The sequence below is a fragment of the Vagococcus fluvialis genome (assembly GCF_003337315.1).
GTDB lineage: Bacteria > Bacillota > Bacilli > Lactobacillales > Vagococcaceae > Vagococcus > Vagococcus fluvialis.
In genome coordinates this window covers 49,096-68,856 of the sequence record NZ_QPJV01000004.1, presented here as the reverse complement: position 1 = coordinate 68,856, position 19,761 = coordinate 49,096, and the positions used below count along the sequence as shown (strand labels likewise).

The window sequence follows — 19,761 nt, the reverse complement described above, 5'->3', positions numbered from 1 at the left end:
ATATTATTGACTGATACTAAGAAAAAGATTAAAAAATAATCTTAATTCATTTTTAATCGGACATTTAATGTAGAATAGAACTATGAAAACGTTTATAAATAAAAAGATTGGAGTGTTACAAATGGAGAAGAAAAAGAAAAAGTTTGAGATGCCTACCGCCTATACCGTGTTATTTTTAATTATTATGGCTGTAGCTGTCTTAACTTGGATTATTCCTGCTGGAGAGTACCAAATTGACCCTGATACAGGAAATTTTATTGCTGGTAGTTACGCTCAAATAGAGAGCAGACCACAAGGACTTTGGGATGTATTTATGGCACCTGTTAAGGGAATGATTGGAGATGATACAACAGGTGGTGCTATTGAAATTTCATTATTTATTTTATTTATTGGTGGTCTTTTAGGAATTGTTAATAAAACTGGAGCTTTTGATGCGGGGGTTGCCTCTGTTATTAAAAGTCGGAAAGGAAAAGAAAAATCACTAATTCCTATTTTAATGATTATTTTTGCAATTGGGGGAACAACTTTTGGTTTGGCTGAAGAAACTTTAGCCTTCTTTCCATTATTAATTCCAGTTATGCTAGCAGTTGGATTTGACTCTGTTGTGGCTATCGCTATTCCACTAATTGGCTCACAAATTGGTTGTCTTGCTTCCACCGTTAATCCCTTCTCAACGGGAGTAGCTTCTGGAATGTTAGGAATTAGTCCTGGTGAGGGCTTGTTATCACGAATTATTCTTTTAATTATTTTAAGTGCAATTAGTATTTGGTATGTTTACCGATATGCCAGTAAGGTAGAACAAGATCCAAAAAATTCGTTACTTTATGACCAACGTGAAAAAGACCTAGAACGTTTTAAAATTAACATGGACGATATTGAAGAAATTTCTAAAAAACAAAAACAAGTTCTTACTTTATTTGTCTTAACATTTGCTATTTTAATTTTAGGCCTTGTTCCATGGTCAACAATTAACCCAAACTGGACTATTTTTGAAACAATCACAGAGTGGTTTACTAATATTCCAGTTTTAGGTACAGTTCTAGGGCAAAATATGGCACCATTTGGAACTTGGTACTTCTCTGAAATTACTATGTTAATGCTGGTTATGTCAATTGTGATTGCCTTTTTCTATGGTATGAATGAAAAAGAATTTGTTAGCACATTTTTAGAGGGTGCTGCTGATTTTGTCGGTGTAGCAATTGTTGTTGCCGTTGCAAAAGGAATTCAAGTTGTTATGAATGATGGTGCTATCACTGCGACTATTCTTCATTGGGGCGAAATGGGATTAGAAAACGTGTCTTCAAGTGTCTTTGCTGTTTTAGCTTATATCTTCTATATTCCAATGTCCTTCTTAATTCCATCAACTTCAGGATTAGCTGCTGCTACTATGGGAATTATTGGTCCTATGGGTGAATTTGCTGGCGTATCAAAAGATGTGATTATTACTGCTTACCAATCAGCTTCAGGTTGGGCAAATTTAATTACTCCAACATCTGCGATTGTTATGGGTGCTGTCACTATCGCTCATACAGACTTGAGGGTTTGGTTTAAATTTGTTGGAAAATTAATGATTATACTATTTCTTGTTACCGCTGTTTATTTAGGAATTTTAGCTGTATTATAATAATAGAGAATAAGGAAAGGTGATTAAATGAAAACTTTTATTACAGATACACACAAACAAGAAGCCATTTCTGCTTTACAAAGATTGGTTAAAGTTCCCTCTTACTTACAAGATGAAGTGCCAGGAGCACCTTTTGGACAAGATGTATTAGATGCTTTAAAAGAATGTCTAGCTCTTTTTAAAGAAGAAGGTTTCTCAACTTTTATTGATCCAGATGGGTATTATGGCTATGCTGAAATCGGTGAAGGTAAAGAAACATTTGGAATTCTATGTCATATGGATGTTGTTCCAGCAGGTGATTTAACTTTATGGAATACACCAGCCTTTGAGGGAACTGTTAAAGACGGAGCTATCTATGGCCGTGGTGTTCAAGATGATAAAGGACCATCAGTTGCAGCTCTATTTGCTATTAAAGCCTTGAAAGACTCGGGCGCAACTTTTAATAAAAAAATTCGTTTTATTTTTGGAACAGATGAAGAAAATTTATGGCGTTGTATGGAGCAATATCATAAAAAAGAAAAAGGTGTAGATATGGGAATAGCACCTGATGCAAACTTTCCAGTTATCTATGCTGAAAAAGGATTACTTCAAGTTTACTTAACTGGTGAAGGTTCTTCTGAATTCACCTTATCAGGCGGTTCTGCCTTAAATGTTGTTTCTGATACAGCAACTTACAGAGGAAATAAAGCTGATGAAATTGCTAAAGAACTAACAAAACTTAATTATGAATACACTCAAAATGGTGAAGAAATTGTCGTTAAAGGTAAAGCCATTCATTCTAAAGATGCTCCTGAAGGAATTAATGCTAATACAAGATTAGCTGAAGCTATGGTTCCATTTTATAATCATCAAGGATTAAACCTACTTGGTAAAGTTATTAAACAAGATGCTAACGGAGTGAGTCTTTTAGGTAACATTGAAGATGAGGCGTCAGGTAAACTAACCTTTAACGCTGCATCAGTTAGTATCGATGAAAAGGAAACAAAAATCGGAATTGATATGCGCATGCCTGTCACAATAGAAAAAGACTTTTTAGTTGCTAAACTAACAGAAGCTGCTAAAGAATTTAATTTAACTTATTCTGAACACGATTTTCTAGATTCACTTTATGTGCCAGTTGATTCAGAACTTGTAACGACTCTACTTAGTGCCTATAGAGATATTACAGGTGATAGGAGAGAACCTCAAATTTCTGGTGGAGCAACTTACGCTAGAACCATGACTAATTGTGTGGCATTTGGAGCAATGTTTGAGAATACCAAAGACACTATGCATCAAGCAAATGAAGTTTGGCAATTAGATGAAATGGAAAAAACAATGGAAATTTACGCCGAAGCGATTTATCGTTTGTGTTGTGAATAAAATAAGATTGTGCCAGAAGCTACTTCTGTGACACTATTTAATTTGTAACAAAGAGACTGTGACGTATACGTCACAGCCTCTTTGTTTTTTATACACGATAATTTCTCTCAAAAAATCTACTTACCTTGGAAGCTTTTTTCTTAAATAATATTTGGTCGTTCCTTCAAATGGACAATCAACTAACTCACCAAAAACTTCAAATCCATTATTTTGATAAAATCTCAAACCTTGAAAATCTTGAGTATTAACAGTTAAATAAAGACACTCTCTTTTAACTGCAATCTCCTCCACTCTTTTTACTAGTTTAGTTCCGATATTCAAATGTCTCTTTTCTTTTTTGACAGCAAGTAAAGAGATATGTAATCTATTCCCCGTTAGTTTTCCAGTAATGCCACCTAAGTAACAGCCATCCTTTGTATAAGCAAAAGATAAACTTTCAGTTGGACTAGAATTTATTTGAAATACTTCATTTTGATGAGCTTCTAATATCTTGATAATTTGTTGTTGATTTTCTTTTAATGACATCTCCTCTATCATTAAATACCACCTTCTTCAAATATCATCTCTAGGTAAGTATCTTGTTGTTTTTTCATTGGAAACTCCATAGCTATCAATAATTTGTGAGACATAATATCAGAAAAAGCTACAAAAGGTAGATTAAGAGTTTTAATCTGAGGTCTGACATTTTTTAGCATTTCAACACCATCAAAACCTACAATTTTTATGTCTTGATTAACTTGCTTTCCGGAATCAAAAACTGCTTGATAACACCCTAAAGCCAAATTATCATCACAACAAAAAATAGCTGTTACATCACTCTCATCAATCATTTTCTTAGTAGCTAAGTACCCTGCTCTAACAGAAAATTCTGTTGCTACAATTTGATTTTCTAAAATAGGTAAATCATGTTTTTTCAGTGCATCGTAATAAGCATTAGAGCGATCAGGAAAAGCATAAATTTTACCATCATCTGTAATTAAACCAATCTTTTTATGACCTGCCTCAATCAGTAATTCAATGGCATTAAAAACTGTTTCATATTCATTAAAATAAACATTTCCAAAATGACTTTTATTAATACCACGATCTACAAAAACTACAGGGATTCCCATATAACAACTATCAATAATTACTTCTTCAGAAAAAACAGTAGAAGTAAAACACAAGATACTCTCAACAGCCATTTGACGATATCTTTCAAATAATTCAAGCTCCTCTGCCTCATCACTCATAGATTCACTAATCATCAAGTGAAACCCTTGTTTATTTAAGTTTTTTTGAATTAAATTAATTAATGTTGCAGCAAAAGGTTCAGTAATTAAGGGGACGATTATACCAATTAAATGGGATTCATTTTTTATTATATTTGAGGCAAAATAGTTTGGTGTATAGCGATTTTCCTCAATGACTTTCAAAACACGGTTTCTCGTTTCATCACTAAACCGTTGTCCTTTGTCATTTAAAATATGTGAAACTGTAGTTGTTGAGACACCTGCTAAATCAGCAATCTCTCTAATAGTTAGCTTTCCCACTATTTTTACCTCCTACTTGTCTTTAATCTCTTTTCAATTATAACAAAAAACACTCTTAGTTACCTAAAGAGTGTTAAAGACTTTTTACCCCTCTCTTTATTCTTTTTAACTATTTACCGAGTATAAATGAACTGGTAGTATAAAAGTGAACCTACAATTTCAGATAAAGGAGAGAACTTCATGAAAAAATTTATTAAATTTTTTGTGGCATTTGGTATTTTCTTACTATCTGCATGGAAATTAAAAACGGAATTATCCTCAATTAACTTCAAGGACATCTTTCACGTTATCCAAAATAGGTCCTTCACTTCAATTGCAGTTCTATTATTAGTTAGTTTTTTAGGTGTTTGGATCTTAAGTTTATATGACTTTGTTTTAATTCGTTCACAAAAAATAAAAGTTCCAGTACTAAAAACAATGAAAATTAGTTGGATTATTAATTCCTTAAATACCTTAATTGGTTTTGGAGGCATTATTGGTTCAAGTATTCGCTACAACTATTTCCAAACTTATACAGAGGATGAAGAAGATAAAAAAACACTAAAGAAAAATATCTCCCTTTTACTACTATCCATGTTAACTGGGATTGGTGTTTTATCCTTTTTAGTTTTATTTAATGTCTTTGCTGCTTCTAGTTTACTAGAAAGTAAACCTATCTTAAAAACAGCTTTATTTATCTTGGCTGGTTTATTACCTATCTTTTTAGGTGTCACAATGATTAAACCTCCCGTTCCAAGCGACAGATTTCTTAGTCTAAAATACACTTTTGTCTCTGTTCTTGATTACTTGTTTGTTGGAATAGTTATGTTTCTATCCTTACGATTTGTCGGAGTTCATGTAAACTTTTGGCAAATGGAAAGTGTCTTTATTATTGCAGCCATTGCTGGTTTAATTAGTATGGTTCCAGGTGGTTTAGGTGCTTTTGATGTGGTCTTTTTACTTGGAATGACACAACAGTTTGATGTCTCAAAAAGTTCCGTTTTACTTGCATTAGTTTTTTATAGACTTGCCTATTACATCTTGCCATTTTTCTTAGGTTTGGTTTTATCAATCAGTGAACTACAATTAATACTAAAAGATAAATTCACTGAGAAAAATGAAATCGTTCTGTTTACTAAAGAATTTGGAACAATCGTTATTGATATTACTAAAAAACGAGTTCAAACGTTAACTCGTTGGGCTATTATTGTCCTTTTTCTAATTGGTGAGTTTTTCTTCTTCCAAGATTCATTCTTTGGTTTATTTTATGTTTCTGGAAAAAGCACCCCATTTCTTTATGCTATTTTTTCAGTAACATATATTTTAGCAAGCACTTATTTAGTTCCTAATTTAGTTGGTTTATATTATGGAACAAAAGAAGCCTACCGTAATCTGATGTTTCTACTAAGCCTGATTTTAATTAGCCAAATTATTTTATTTGACGAGTTACTTTATGTTGAAGGTCTGATTTTCACTCTGGTTTTAATGGTCGTTTTATTCTTATCTAGAAAAAATTACACTCAATACTTAACCATTCGTTACAGAAGAGAAAAAGTCATTTGGTTGTTAACTTTAGCTATGCTTACATTTAATGTGCAGTCTATATATGACACTGCTGATGCTTTTAAATTAGATTTATTTCCTGGCTTTTTGAATTATATTTTAGGTTTGTCAGCAATTTGGTTTATGTTCATTCTCTTTAATCGTTACCGTTTAAGACATAAATACACTTTTTCAACATTAGGATTTGAAAATCAAATAAGTCACGAAAAAGATGATTTTGAAAATATCATAACAGAATTTTCTGGTAGTAATTTGGCCAACTTAGGCTTTTTACCAGCAAATAAAATCATGGTAGATAAACAATTAAATGTTGGCTGTATCTATCAGGAAACAACCTACTTTGTCCTTATACTCGGGGATCCAGTTGGAGAGAAGGATAATTTCTTTCCATTTATAAAAAACATTCATGAGTACGCAACAAAAGTTGGAAAAGAAATTATTTTTTATCAAACAAGTACTGAAAATATTCATATTTATACTGAATTTAACTATAATTTATTTAATCTTGGTGAAGAAGCTGAAGTTGATGTAACCACCTTTAAAACTTCAGGCAACAAAGGAAAAGTCTTCCGCCAATTATTAAACAAACAAGAACAGGAAGAACTCTCTTTCCAAGTCGAATCACCTTCTGATGAGTTAATTAATGAGTTAGCACCTATCTCTAAGGAGTGGTTAGGTTCTCGAAAAGAAATGAGTTTTTCTTTAGGTAGTTTTGATAAGGAGTATTTACTTAAACAAGATATTGCCACAATTCGAAATAAAGATGGTGAAGCAATTGCCTTTGCTTCAATGATGCCTACTTTTACCGAAAATGAAATTTCTATCGATTTAATTAGATGGAAAGAAAATGAAAAAATCCCTATGATGGATTTACTGTATCTCCACTTGATTCTTTGGGCTAAAGAGAATGATTACCAAATTTTCAATTTAGGTATGGCACCACTATCAAGTAGTTATGAACGTACCAATGGCTTACTTGGAACCATTACAACTAGTATCTACCAACACTCATCAAGTCTTTATTCTTTTAAAGGTTTGAGACAATATAAAAATAAATTTAAACCAGAATGGTCACCTAGGTACTTAGTTTATCCAAGACGATTACTTATCTCACAAGCATTAATGAAAAGCTATAAAGTCATTCATCCAAAATAAAAAGAGACGGACAAAATTGTAGTGCACCCCTAAAGTTAGATTTTTACGTCTAACTTTAGGGGTGCACTACAAATATCAGCCTCCTTTATTTTTTAATAGTCAGGGAATAAAAAGTCTGTTTTTGTTAATAAGTTTCCTCTTCTCCTTGAGAAGTTAAAATAACTGGACCATCTTTTGTAATAGCTAAGCTATGTTCATATTGACAACTTAAACTACCATCTAGTGTTTTAGACTCCCATCCATTAGGCTCCATTTTCATTTGCCATGTACCAATATTTACCATTGGCTCAATTGTAATGGTCATTCCTTCTTTTAAACGAGTTCCTTTTCCTTTTTCGCCGTAGTGAGCAAAGAAAGGTTCCTCATGAATAGTTGGTCCAATTCCATGTGCAATAAAGTCTCTAACAACACTATATCCTTCTTTTTCTACATATTGTTGAATTGCATAACCGATGTCTCCAGTTCGATTACCAACCTGAGCCTGTTCAATGCCTAAATACAAAGCTTTTCTTGTAACAGCCATTAATTTTTTTACATCTTCGCTAGCTACACCAACAACATAAGCCCAACATGAATCTGAAATAGCGCCATTTAAATCAATACACATATCTACTTTGACTAAGTCGTTATTTTTGAGTTTTATCTTTTTAGGAAAGCCATGACAAATCTCATCATTTACACTTATACAAGTTGCATATTTATAACCTTCAAAACCAATTTGAGCAGCTATTCCACCATGGGATTCGATATAATCTCTAACAAAGACTTCAATATCCCAAGTTGTAACTCCTTCTTTAATAAAACTTCTTAATTCCTTATGAACATTTGCTAAAAGTGCTCCAGACTTCTTCATTAGTTCAATCTCTCTTGGTGATTTTATTGTAATCATATTATCTCCTTAGTTGTATTTTTAATTTTCATATTTTTCTTATTTACTCAACATGTTATATTTTAGAACTAAAAAGAAGATACTACAACTAAAACCTATTAAATTTTGTAAACAAAAAAACACCCCCTAGCACCAGCTAGAGAGTGTTACGTCCGAACAGTTTTAATTCCTATTAGAATAAGCTTTATTTAAACTTTTAATTATTTGTTTTTTAAGTTGTAGAATGAAGCTAAACCTTTGTACTCAGCAACTTCACCTAATTGGTCTTCAATACGTAATAATTGGTTGTATTTAGCAATACGGTCAGTACGGCTAGCAGAACCAGTTTTGATTTGACCAGCGTTTGTTGCAACAGCGATATCAGCGATTGTTGCATCTTCAGTTTCACCAGAACGGTGAGAAACTACAGCTGTGTATCCAGCTTCTTTAGCCATTTCGATAGCTTCAAAAGTTTCTGTTAAAGTACCAATTTGGTTAACTTTGATTAGGATTGAGTTAGCGATACCTTCTTCGATACCACGAGCTAATTTTTCAGTGTTAGTTACGAATAAGTCATCCCCAACTAATTGTACTGTTTTACCTAATTTTTCAGTTAATTGTTTAAATCCTTCCCAATCGTTTTCGTCTAATCCGTCTTCGATTGAGATGATTGGGTATTTAGCACATAATTCTTCGTATAATGATACCATTTCAGCAGAAGTTAAAGAACGTCCTTCTGAAGTTAAGTCATACATACCAGTTTCTTTGTTGTAGAATTCTGATGAAGCAACGTCCATTGCTAAACGAACGTCTTTTCCTGGAACGTATCCAGCTTTTTCGATAGCTTCGATAATTACTTCTAAAGCTTCTTCGTTTGAACCTAAGTCAGGAGCGAATCCACCTTCGTCACCTACAGCAGTGTTTAAGCCTTTAGCTTTTAATACAGCTGCTAAGTTATGGAATACTTCAGTACCCATACGGATAGCTTCTTTAAATGTTGAAGCTCCAACAGGCATAATCATGAATTCTTGGAAATCAACGCTGTTATCAGCATGTGATCCACCGTTGATGATGTTCATCATTGGAGTTGGTAATACTTTAGTGTTAAATCCACCTAAGTAGTGGTATAAAGGAACTTCTAAGTAGTCAGCAGCAGCACGAGCAGCAGCGATAGACACACCTAAGATAGCGTTAGCTCCTAATTTACCTTTATTTGGAGTACCGTCTAATTCGATCATTTTTCTGTCGATTGCCATTTGGTCACGAACATCGTATCCAATGATTTCTTCAGCGATAATGTTATTTACGTTATCAACAGCTTTTAAAACACCTTTACCTAAATAACGAGATTTATCTCCATCACGTAATTCAACGGCTTCGTATTCACCAGTTGAAGCTCCAGAAGGAACCATTCCACGACCAAAAGCACCACTTTCAGTATAAACTTCTACCTCGATTGTTGGGTTTCCACGTGAGTCTAGGACTTCGCGAGCATAAACATCAGTAATAATTGACATTGTTTTTTTCTCTCCTTTAGGATTATTGTTTTATAGCTAGGGGATTACTCCCGTAGTTTCATTCTAATAGGTTTTTGATATTTTTTCAATCAAAAACCGGACTATTTAATTAATGACTCTCCAGTCATCTCAGCAGGTTTGTCCACACCTAATAAATCTAACATAGTTGGTGCAATATCAGCTAAGCGACCACCATCTCTAAGTTCTACATCAGCTTTAGTAACAATAACTGGTACTGGAACTGTTGTATGAGCAGTATGAGGTTCGCCTTCAGGAGTTGTCATTGTTTCAGAGTTACCATGATCGGCAAATATGATGGCATGACCACCTTTAGCGTGAATCGCATCCACAACTTTACCTAAACACTCATCTACTGCCTCAATAGCCTTGATAGCAGCTTCTAAGATACCAGAATGTCCAACCATGTCTGGGTTAGCAAAGTTTAAAAGAATCGCATCATGTTTGTCTGCTTCAATGTCGGCTACTAAAGCTTCTGTTACTTCGTAAGCACTCATTTCAGGCTGCAAATCATATGTTTCAACTTTTGGTGAGTTAATTAAAATACGGTTTTCACCTTCAAATTCCTCATTACGTCCACCATTCATAAAGAATGTAACGTGTGGGTATTTTTCAGTTTCAGCAATACGTAATTGTTTAAGTCCTTTGTTTGAAAGTACTTCTCCAATTACATTTTTCATTTCAATTGGTGGGTAAGCAACTTCAGCAACAATGCTTGGGTTGTATAATGTCATCGTAACAAATTTAACATTTGTTGGATGATTTTCTCTTGTAAAGAATTCCCACTCAACATCAGTGAAAGCATTAGACAATTGAATGGCACGGTCTGGACGGAAGTTAAAGAAGATAACTGCATCGTTGTCTTTAACGCTTCCTACAGGTTTGCCGTCTTTTTCAATCACAGTTGGAAGAACAAACTCATCGTTTTTGCCAGCAGCGTATGAAGCTTCGATAGCTTCAACTGGGTCAACAGCTTTGTTTCCTTCACCGTTTACTAATACATTATAAGCTTTTTCAACACGTTCCCAACGTTTGTCACGGTCCATTGCATAAAAACGTCCTGAGACTGTAGCAATTTCTCCGTATCCTAATTCATCGATGAATTTAACTAATTCTTCCATGAATCCTTTACCAGAAGTTGGAGATACGTCACGACCATCTAAGAAGGCATGTACGTAAGTGTGTTTAACACCTTTTTCTTTAGCCATTTTAAGTAAAGCGTAAAGGTGATTTTGATGACTATGTACCCCACCATCTGATAATAAACCAAATAAATGTAAGTCAGAGTCATTTTCTAAAGCATGAGCAATCCCGTTGTTTAAAGCTTCATTGGTTTGGAATTCTCCATCAGTGATAGCTTTATCAATACGAGTTAAACTTTGGTAGACAATACGTCCTGCTCCAATGTTTGTATGCCCTACTTCTGAGTTACCCATTTGACCTTCTGGAAGACCAACATCAAGCCCTGAAGCTTTTAATTGGTTATGAGGAAATTCATTCCAGTAACGGTCAAAGTTAGGTGTATTTGCTTGAAGTACAGCGTTTCCTGTTACTTCGTCGCGTTTTCCATATCCATCAAGGATAATCATAGCAATAGGTGCTTTTGTCATACTATTTTACAGCCTCCAATAGTGCTAAGAAAGAATCAACTTCTAATGAAGCTCCACCAACTAATGCACCATCAACGTTTTCTTTTGCCATATATTCAGCAATGTTTTCTGGTTTAACTGATCCACCGTATTGGATACGAACTTTGCTAGCAACAGTGTCGTTGTAAAGTTTTGCAACAGTACTACGAACTACGCCACAGATTTCGTCAGCAATGTTAGCGTCAGCTGATTTACCAGTTCCAATAGCCCAGATTGGTTCGTAAGCAATAACTAAGTTAGATACTTGCTCTTCAGTTAAATCTTTTAAGCCACCAGTAATTTGTCCTTCGATCCATTCAGCAGTTTGTCCTGCTTCATAAGTTTCTAAAGACTCACCACAACATAAAATTGGAGTTATGTTGTTAGCAATAATTGCTTTAGCTTTTTTGTTAATGTCTTCATCAGTTTCACCAAAATACTCACGGCGTTCTGAGTGACCAATAATAACATAATCAACACCTAAGTCAGCTAATGCAGCTGGTGAAGTTTCACCAGTGAAAGCTCCACTGTTTTCATAGTAACAGTTTTGTGCTGAGATTTTTAAATCAGTTCCTTTAGCAATGTTTACTAAATCAGTTAAGAAAAGTGCAGGAGATCCAATAACTGAATCCACTTTATCATTTGAAGGAACATTAGTTTTAACTGCCTCTGCAAAAGCATTTGCTTCTGCTACAGTTTTATTCATTTTCCAGTTACCTGCAATAATAGGTTTACGCATATTTTTTTACCCCTTTAAAATTATTTGTCAGAAATAGATTCTACACCTGGTAATTTTTTACCTTCTAAGTATTCTAATGAAGCTCCACCACCAGTTGAAATGTGAGTGAATTTCTCAGCGTAACCTAATTGAATAGCTGCAGCTGCAGAATCTCCACCACCGATGATTGTTGTAGCATCTTCTAAGTTAGCAATTGCTTCACATACACCGATTGTTCCTTTTGCAAATGTTGGTAATTCGAATACTCCCATTGGGCCATTCCATACGACTGTTTTAGCACCTTGTAATTCTTTAGTGAATAACTCGATTGATTTAGGACCAATGTCTAAACCTTCTAAATCAGCAGGAATATTTTCTTCGTGAATTTCAGTTGGAGCGTCGTTATCAAAGTCAGCAGCACATACTGTATCTACTGGTAAGATAATTTTGTCGCCAGCTTTTTCTAATAAAGATTTAGCTAAATCAACTTTATCTAATTCAACGATAGATTTTCCGATTTCACGACCTAAAGCTTTGTTGAATGTATAAGTCATTCCACCACCGATAAGAATTTTATCAGCTTTGTCGATTAAATTTTCAATAACACCAATTTTATCAGATACTTTTGCGCCACCTAAGATAGCTACGAAAGGACGTTTTGGCTCATCAACAGCGCCACCAATAAATTTGATTTCTTTTTCCATTAAGTAACCTGCAGCTGATGGTAAGTTAGATGCGATTCCTACGTTTGAAGCATGAGCACGGTGAGCAGTACCAAAAGCGTCGTTTACGAATACATCACCTAATGATGCCCAGTATTTACCTAATTCTGGATCGTTTCCACTTTCTTTTTTGCCATCGATGTCTTCAAAACGTGTGTTTTCAACAACTAAGATATCTCCAGCAGCTAATTTAGCTACAGCTGATTCTAAAGCTTCTCCGCGAGTTTCAGCTACAAAATTAACTGGTTTTCCTAGTAATTCAGAAAGACGTTCTGCTACAGGTTTTAAAGATTTACCAGCTTTATCTTCTTCTGTTTTCACACGACCTAAGTGTGAGAATAAAATAGCTGATCCACCTTGTTCAGTAATGTATTTAATAGTTGGTAATGCTGCCACAATACGATTATCGTTTGTAATAACACCGTCTTTTGAAGGTACGTTGAAGTCTACACGTACTAAAACTTTTTTATCTTTTAATTCTAAATCTTCTACTGTTCTTTTCGCCATGATGAGTAAAGCCTCCCGTTAATGGTTAATTAAAAAGCGAGGAAGCGTGTCAGCTTCCCCGCTTCAATTGAATTTTTTAAACTTTAATTAAGCTAAGTTTGCAAAATATTCTAAAGTACGAACTAATTGAGCAGTGTATGACATTTCGTTATCATACCAAGCTACAGTTTTAACTAATTGTTGGTCTCCAACTGTCATTACTTTAGTTTGAGTTGCATCAAATAATGATCCATAAGTCATACCTACAATATCAGAAGATACGATTTGATCAGTTGTATATCCGTAAGATTCGTTAGCACAAGCTTCCATTGCAGCATTAACTTCTTCAACAGTAACTTTTTTATCTAAAACTGTTACTAATTCTGTTAATGAACCAGTTGCAACAGGAACACGTTGAGCAGCTCCGTCTAATTTTCCGTTTAATTCTGGAATAACTAAACCGATAGCTTTAGCAGCACCAGTTGTGTTAGGTACGATATTTTCAGCAGCAGCACGTGCACGACGGAAGTCTCCACCTGGGTGTGGGCCATCTAAAGTCATTTGATCACCAGTGTAACCATGGATTGTTGTCATTAATCCTTCAACAATACCAAAGTTTTTGTTTAAAGCATCAGCCATAGGAGCTAAACAGTTAGTAGTACATGAAGCACCTGAGATAACTGTTTCTTTACCTGTTAAGATATCGTGGTTAGTGTTGTAAACAACTGTTGGTACGTCGTTTCCACCTGGTGCAGAAATAACAACACGTTTCGCTCCACCTTTTAAGTGTAATTCAGCTTTTTCTTTTGAAGTAAAGAAGCCAGTACATTCTAAAACGATGTCTACTCCTAATTCTCCCCATGGTAATTCTTCAGGATTACGGTTAGCTAAAACTTTAACTTCTTTACCGTTAACTTTAAAGAAACCATCATGAACTTCAACGTCACCATTGAAACGTCCTTGTGTAGTATCATATTTTAATAAATGAGCTAACATTTTTGAATCTGTTAAGTCATTGATTGCTACTACTTCTAGTCCTTCTACTTCTTGAATACGGCGGAATGCTAAACGTCCGATACGTCCAAAACCATTAATACCTACTTTTACTGTCATGCGAGATTTCCTCCTTTAGAAAATCGAAAAAAATTTTTTTATTTTAAAGAGTTTCCTCTTTTAAAATCTGATTAGCAGCACCTTCATCGGTTAATAACCAAGTTTGTTCTGGTGCATTTTTGATGTATGCCTCGATTACTTTTGCCTTACTTTTACCACCAGCAATTGCAATCACATACGGAATATGTTGTAAGTCTTTCAATTGAAGACCTATACGTGGGATTTTATGAACGACTTCTCCTTGTTCGTTGAAGAAATAACCAAATGATTCTGCTATAGCTTTTTTTTCCTCTAGCATCTTCATATCTTCCTCACTCATGCCACGGCGTTCAGCCATATGAAGAGCATCTCCAATACTATGGATAACACCATTAGCATTTTCAATTAACTTCAAGACACTTTGAACAGAAGGTTCATGTAATAAATACTCATACGTTTCAGGACTAACTTGTTCTGGCACGTATAGAGGTTTGAAATCTCCACTTGTTTTTTCAGCCATTACCCCACTAATTGAATTAGCTTGGATTTGGACTGTTTCACCAACGCCACCTCTTGCAGGTACAAAAAGTACATGTCTATTTGGTGTTGCTAGTTTTTCCATGTTTTCTGCAACAGTTCCCATTGTCGTTCCACCCATTACTGCAATGGTATTTTCTCCGTCAGGCAATTTATTTGCTAACAGATCAGAAACAATAGGACCAAATTTTTCTAAAACTTTTTTCTCTTGATCACTATCTCCTGCTACGATGATACAACGAGCAATACCTAATTTATTAGATAATTCTCTTTCTTTAACGCGAGTACCTGAATACTCAGCCATGAACTTTTCAAGTCCTTCATAAACTTGTAGGCCTTCAGCAGTTAAAGACATACCACTTTTATTAGAGTTAATGAGGTTCAGTTGTTTAAGAAAATCTGTTTCAGTTCGTAAAGTTCTCTCTGATACATTTATTTTCTGAGCTAAGGTTCTTCGACCAACTGGCTGCATCCAATAAATATTTCGTAAAACACGATACCTACTTTCAACCACTTGCATCATGTCAGGAGCGATTCTCTCAATCATCTCTAAGTCGTGAAGCATCGAGGTGAACTCCTTTGTAGGTCGTTTTTTGTCCAACGTAGACTTACCGCGACCCATAGTATTTAAAAAAACAGGTTGATTCAAAATCAAAAAACGTATTTTTGCTTTGCTCAACCCTACAAAAACAGTGTAACAGTTAATCACAAATTATTCAAGTATGTTTTATAAATATTCTTTTTACTTTCGATCATATCGCTTTCTTTTTGATGAAGCTGGGATTTCAAGCTCGTCACGATACTTAGCAACAGCACGTCTTGAAATCTTTATTTCTTTAGCTAATAGCAGGTCAACAATCTTTTGATCTGATAGTGGTTTACTTTTATCCTCTTCATTAATAATATCTAAAATTTCTTTTTTAATTGAGTCAGTTGACACATCTTCTCCTGATTGACCTTGTGAAATTCCAGTAGTAAAGAATGACCTTAACTCAAACATTCCAAAATCAGTTTGTAAATATTTACCATTTACACTGCGGCTAACTGTTGATTCGTGAATCGACAATGCTTTAGCTACTTCCTTTAATTGTAGTGGCCCTAATGGACGTTTAGGATCTAAAAAGAATTGACTTTGGTGTTTCACAATTTCCTCAGCAACACGCAAAATCGTATTTCCTCTTTGAAGAACGCCTTTTTGTAACCACTCAAATTCACTTTTTCTTATTTTTAAAAATTCTTGCACTTCTTTGTCAGACTCACGACTCATTCTCTCGAAATAAGCTTGTTGAAAAATTAGTTTTGGCGTACTACTTTTTGTGCTTAAGACTTCTATTAAATCATCTTTCACTTTAACAACCACATCGGGAATAATATAGCTTTCTTCTTCTCGGGAAAAATTAGCTCCAGGATAGGGCTGTAGTTTTTGAATATAGTCAAAAATATCTTGTACTTCAAAAACTTCTATATCATAAGCTTTTTGAATAATCGACCATTTCCGATTGGCTAACTCTTCAAAGTACTCTTCAACTATTATATAAGCTAAATTCGGTGCTGAATCATCTTTCTCAATTTGAAGCATTAAACATTCTTTTAAACTTCTTGCTCCTACACCAGTTGGTTCAAGCATTTGAAGTAATGTTAGGGCATCTAACATCTGAATTTCTGTTGCTTCTGTTTTTTCTCTTATTTCTTCAAGTGGTGTTGTTAAGTAACCATTTAAATCAATAAACTCTATTAGGTATAGTACTAGTTTTCTTAAATACGTTTCACGGTAATTTAAATGTACTTGATTAATTAAGTACTCAAACAATGAAATAGATTCATCTGGTACTTGCTCCATCCATTCTGTCTTTTGATCATCTGAATGGTTAGATGTGCTAGTCTTTTTAGGTAAAATCATTTCATCTGTTTCTATTTTTACTTCTAATAATGGATTTTCTAATGATTTATTTTCTAAAAACGAAAGTAAATCCTCTGTATTATATTGAAGCATTTGAATGGATTGTTGTAATTCTTGCGTCATGGCAAGCTTTTGAGTTTGTTGTTGGGTTTGTTTGATTCGTTGTTCAAACTTCACTAAAACTTCAGCTCCTTATCCTAATTATCTTGCTATTTACTTATTTTTTGATAGAATTAATAAGGTAATTAAGCGCCCTTAGTGTAGTGGATATCACATAAGATTCCGGTTCTTAAGACAGGGGTTCGATTCCCTTAGGGCGTGTTAATAAAGCACAGAGATACATCTCTTTGCTTTATTTTTTTATTATATCATTTTTAATCATAGCTGACATATTTATCTGTTACCAATTACCTACGTTTTTAAAGAGCTTATCTTTTGACCTTTATTGACCATTTAGGTACACTTTATTCTAGGTAGATAATTTAAACTATGTTAAAATATAGCTATTGAAGCTTTATCTTAGGAGGAATTTTTATGAATTTAATACCAACAGTTATCGAGCAATCTTCTCGCGGAGAAAGAGCTTATGATATTTACTCAAGACTTTTAAAAGACCGAATTATTATGTTAAGTGGACCAATTGATGACAATGTAGCTAACTCAGTTATTGCTCAGTTACTATTTTTAGATGCACAAGATCCTGAAAAAGATATTTTCATTTATATTAACTCACCAGGTGGAAGTGTTTCTGCTGGACTTGCTATTTATGACACAATGAATTTTATTAAAGCAGATGTTCAAACTATTGTTTTAGGAATGGCAGCATCAATGGGAAGTTTCTTATTATCAGCTGGTACTAAAGGAAAACGTTTTGCCTTACCTAATGCTGAAATCATGATTCACCAACCTTTAGGCGGAGCTCAAGGACAAGCAACTGAAATTGAAATTGCTGCTCGTCACATTTTAAATACGCGTGAGAGATTAAATAAAATCTTAGCTGAAAATACTGGACAAGATATTGAAATCATTGAAAAAGATACAGATCGTGATAACTTTATGTCTGCTGAGGAAGCTAAAGAATACGGTTTAATTGACGAAGTAATGGTTAACAGCTCAAACTTAAAATAGGAAGTGATTTTATATGGGAATGACAGATGTTGATGTATCAAAATTAAATACTACTAATGGGATTAAAGTTGGTGACAGCGATGCACCTGTAAAGATCATCGAGTTCATCAATATTAGATGTCCTTACTGTAGACAGTGGTTTGATGAAAAAAATGATTTATTACAAGAATATGTAAATGCTGGTAAAATTGAGCGTATTATTAAACTTTTCGATAAAGAAAAACCTGCATTAGCAAAAGGAAATATTATGCATCACCATGTACCAACTGATGCTTCTGCAATGAGTGCAATTAAAGCTATTTATGATACTCAAGATATTTGGGGGGATTTAGAAGATCATACTGAAATCGCTGATTATGCTGTTAATACTCTTGGCTTATCACTACAAGATAACGATGAAATGAGTCAAGCAATTTTAGAAGAAGCAATCGATGCGAATGTCTTCTTTATCCCAACTGTTATTATTGGAGACCAAGTTTTCGACCAAAAAATTTCAAATGAAGAGTTAATTGCTTTATTAGAAAAATAAATATTATTAGAGGCTGACATTTGAGTCAGCCTCTTTTATTTACTAAAAACATTCACCTACTCCCTTTGACTGATTGTTTCTTCTTCTCTTTCTATGATAAAATTGACTAATCAACAAACTAAAAAATGAAAATTTTAAGGAGTGAACTGGTACATGGGATTAATTAAAGCAGCAACAAATTCAATTGGTGGTGGCTTAGCAGATCAATGGTTAGAGGTTATTGAACCAGCTGATTTAGGTGATAACACAGTTATGACAACTGGTGTTTTAGTTCGTAAAAACGAAAAACGTCAAGGAAATAAAAAAGGAACTTCTGATGTTATTACAGATGGTTCTGTTGTTCATGTTTACCCAAATACAATGATGCTTTTAGTTGATGGTGGTAAAATTGTTGACTACACAGCTGAGGAAGGTTACTACACAGTCAGCAACCAGTCTGCTCCTTCTATGTTTAGCGGTAATTTAAAAGGTGCGATTGAAGAATCTTTTAATCGTTTTAAATTTGGTGGTTCAACACCTCAAAAACAAAAAGTTATTTATATTAATTTACAAGAAATCAGAGGCATTAAATTTGGAACACCAAGTCCAATTAACTACTTTGATAATTTCTATAATGCTGAATTATTCTTAAGAACTCACGGAACTTATTCAGTTAAAGTGACTGACCCTATTCTTTTCTATACTAATGTACTTCCTAAAAATAAAGACCAAGTTGAAATGAATGATATTAATGAACAATTTTTATCTGAATTCTTAACAGCTTTACAAACTTCAATTGGTCAAATGTCTATGGCTGGTGAGAGAATCAGCTATATTCCATCAAAAAGTATGGAACTAAGTAATGTTATGTCTACAGTTCTTGATGAGCAGTGGCAGTCTATTCGCGGTATGGAAATTGTTTCTGTAGGTGTTTCTAGTATTTCTTATACAGATGATTCTAAAGAATTAATTAACATGCGTAACAAAGGTGCTATGTTAGGTGATGCTAATATTCGTGAAGGTTTTGTTCAAGGCTCGATAGCTGAAGGAATGAAAGATGCCGGTTCTAATCCAAATGGTAGCATGAGCGGGTTTATGGGAATGAATGCTGGCATGGGAGCAACTGGTAATTACTTTGCTCAAGCCTCTCAAACAAATCAACAACAAATGAATCAGCAACAAGCAAATCAAGCTCAACCTACAAGTGACACATGGATTTGCCCTAATGACCAAACAGAAAACACCGGTAAATTCTGTTCTGAATGTGGTGGTTCTAAACCAGTTGCTACTGGAAGTGGTATTCAAATGAAATGTGCTAACTGTCATGAAGTTATTACTGTAACAAGTCAAATGCCAAAATTCTGTCCTGAATGTGGTCAACCTTTCCAAGGGATGCCTGTTTAGATAATGAAAGAAGGCTACTA

The 19,761-nt window shown here is 34.2% G+C and carries 16 protein-coding genes and 1 tRNA gene; 7 read left to right on the top strand and 10 right to left on the bottom strand.

Features of this window, described 5'->3' with window-relative positions; genetic code table 11:
- Positions 1–121 precede the first annotated feature (121 nt).
- Both DFR54_RS05345 and DFR54_RS05340 read left to right on the top strand, forming a co-directional pair.
- Positions 122–1,624 carry a YfcC family protein gene (locus DFR54_RS05345; RefSeq protein ID WP_114289259.1) on the top strand — a complete coding sequence of 501 codons (1,503 nt, stop codon included), beginning with the start codon at positions 122–124 and terminating at the stop codon, positions 1,622–1,624.
- Between the two features lie 27 nt (positions 1,625–1,651).
- Positions 1,652–2,986: a M20 family metallopeptidase gene (locus DFR54_RS05340; protein ID WP_114289258.1), complete on the top strand. Its 1,335-nt coding sequence runs from the start codon at positions 1,652–1,654 to the stop codon at positions 2,984–2,986.
- Between the two features lie 120 nt (positions 2,987–3,106).
- Here the strand turns inward: DFR54_RS05340 and DFR54_RS05335 are convergent, their stop codons facing one another.
- On the bottom strand, positions 3,107–3,523 hold the full coding sequence (locus tag DFR54_RS05335; RefSeq protein WP_114289256.1) for a GNAT family N-acetyltransferase: 417 nt from the start codon (positions 3,521–3,523) through the stop codon (positions 3,107–3,109).
- Entirely contained in the window at positions 3,523–4,518 is a 996-nt protein-coding gene (locus tag DFR54_RS05330; protein WP_114289254.1) for a LacI family DNA-binding transcriptional regulator, read from the bottom strand. The genes DFR54_RS05335 and DFR54_RS05330 overlap by 1 nt, the downstream gene beginning before the upstream one ends.
- A 180-nt stretch (positions 4,519–4,698) precedes the next feature.
- On the opposite strand from DFR54_RS05330, the gene DFR54_RS05325 reads away from it, so the two are divergent.
- Entirely contained in the window at positions 4,699–7,215 is a 2,517-nt protein-coding gene (locus DFR54_RS05325; RefSeq protein WP_114289252.1) for a phosphatidylglycerol lysyltransferase domain-containing protein, read from the top strand.
- A gap of 124 nt (positions 7,216–7,339) precedes the next feature.
- Here DFR54_RS05325 and map read toward each other — a convergent pair whose 3' ends face one another.
- From map to rpoN, 8 genes are all read right to left on the bottom strand, one after another.
- Positions 7,340–8,104: a type I methionyl aminopeptidase gene (gene map / locus DFR54_RS05320; RefSeq protein ID WP_114289250.1), complete on the bottom strand. Its 765-nt coding sequence runs from the start codon at positions 8,102–8,104 to the stop codon at positions 7,340–7,342.
- Between the two features lie 200 nt (positions 8,105–8,304).
- Positions 8,305–9,600 (bottom strand): phosphopyruvate hydratase, encoded by a 1,296-nt coding sequence (eno, locus tag DFR54_RS05315; protein WP_086341501.1) that lies wholly within the window; start codon positions 9,598–9,600, stop codon positions 8,305–8,307.
- Between the two features lie 101 nt (positions 9,601–9,701).
- Positions 9,702–11,228, bottom strand: coding sequence for a 2,3-bisphosphoglycerate-independent phosphoglycerate mutase (gene gpmI / locus DFR54_RS05310; RefSeq protein ID WP_114289249.1), 1,527 nt, complete (start codon positions 11,226–11,228; stop codon positions 9,702–9,704).
- Between the two features lies 1 nt (position 11,229).
- Entirely contained in the window at positions 11,230–11,985 is a 756-nt protein-coding gene (gene tpiA, locus DFR54_RS05305; protein ID WP_114289248.1) for a triose-phosphate isomerase, read from the bottom strand.
- A 20-nt stretch (positions 11,986–12,005) separates the two neighbouring features.
- Positions 12,006–13,193, bottom strand: a complete 1,188-nt coding sequence (locus DFR54_RS05300; protein WP_114289246.1) for a phosphoglycerate kinase — start codon at positions 13,191–13,193, stop codon at positions 12,006–12,008.
- An 87-nt stretch (positions 13,194–13,280) separates the two neighbouring features.
- Entirely contained in the window at positions 13,281–14,285 is a 1,005-nt protein-coding gene (gene gap, locus DFR54_RS05295; protein WP_114289244.1) for a type I glyceraldehyde-3-phosphate dehydrogenase, read from the bottom strand.
- A gap of 43 nt (positions 14,286–14,328) precedes the next feature.
- Positions 14,329–15,366: a sugar-binding transcriptional regulator gene (locus tag DFR54_RS05290; RefSeq protein WP_086341496.1), complete on the bottom strand. Its 1,038-nt coding sequence runs from the start codon at positions 15,364–15,366 to the stop codon at positions 14,329–14,331.
- Between the two features lie 177 nt (positions 15,367–15,543).
- The gene (gene rpoN / locus DFR54_RS05285) at positions 15,544–16,878 is read right to left on the bottom strand and encodes an RNA polymerase factor sigma-54 (protein ID WP_114289242.1); all 1,335 of its coding nucleotides are present in this window, start codon (positions 16,876–16,878) and stop codon (positions 15,544–15,546) included.
- A 72-nt stretch (positions 16,879–16,950) separates the two neighbouring features.
- On the opposite strand from rpoN, the gene DFR54_RS05280 reads away from it, so the two are divergent.
- From DFR54_RS05280 to DFR54_RS05265, 4 genes are all read left to right on the top strand, one after another.
- Positions 16,951–17,022, top strand: a tRNA-Arg gene (locus DFR54_RS05280).
- A 213-nt stretch (positions 17,023–17,235) separates the two neighbouring features.
- The gene (gene clpP / locus DFR54_RS05275) at positions 17,236–17,829 is read left to right on the top strand and encodes an ATP-dependent Clp endopeptidase proteolytic subunit ClpP (protein ID WP_086341494.1); all 594 of its coding nucleotides are present in this window, start codon (positions 17,236–17,238) and stop codon (positions 17,827–17,829) included.
- Positions 17,830–17,842: 13 nt separating this feature from the next.
- Positions 17,843–18,358, top strand: a complete 516-nt coding sequence (locus DFR54_RS05270) for a thioredoxin domain-containing protein (RefSeq protein ID WP_114289240.1) — start codon at positions 17,843–17,845, stop codon at positions 18,356–18,358.
- 153 nt (positions 18,359–18,511) lie between these two features.
- The gene (locus DFR54_RS05265; protein WP_114289238.1) at positions 18,512–19,741 is read left to right on the top strand and encodes an SPFH domain-containing protein; all 1,230 of its coding nucleotides are present in this window, start codon (positions 18,512–18,514) and stop codon (positions 19,739–19,741) included.
- Positions 19,742–19,761: the final 20 nt, after the last annotated feature.